Annotated in this window: 1 pseudogene; it reads left to right on the plus strand. The window is 61.7% G+C overall.

What is annotated here, in order from left to right:
• Window positions 1-258, plus strand: a pseudogene (locus RM543_RS18885) (GAF domain-containing protein); the annotation flags it as partial.
• Window positions 259-520: the final 262 nt, after the last annotated feature.

The raw sequence follows: 520 nt of genomic DNA on the forward strand, positions 1-520 counted from the left end.
CTGACCCGGCAGGAGGCTTTCGTGTCGAACACGCTGGCCGATATCGACACGGTCTTCCCCGATGCCGAGCTGATCGGCAAGCTGGGCTGCGGCTCTGTGGTGAACCTGCCGCTGATCATCGGTGGCAAGGTCATCGCGACGATGAACATCCTGCATGAAGAGGGCTATTACACGCCCGAGCGCATAGCCCGGATCCACGACGTGCTGCGCCTGCCGGCAACCGCGGCCTGTGCCGTGGCGATGGTGCTGCGCGCCTGATCGAGGCCGCCAACTGGCAGATTTTCGGTTCTGAAACTGTGTGACACGGTTCGAAGGGAAAGAGGCCGGGATCGGTCCGCCGGTCTCGCCAGATGCACGATCATCCTCTGCATCTTGGCGACGACTTCCTTGAATGCCGAATAACCCGGAATCGGCCCCGCAACCTGTGCTTTCGACGCGCTGGCATGACATTTGGCCGGTTTTGGGCCGTTTGCGGATGTTGGATCAGGCGTCTCGCATGGACTTTGCCCATTCCGCGTCC

Origin of the sequence: Tropicimonas omnivorans (assembly GCF_031846565.1) — a bacterium.
GTDB lineage: Bacteria > Pseudomonadota > Alphaproteobacteria > Rhodobacterales > Rhodobacteraceae > Tropicimonas_B > Tropicimonas_B omnivorans.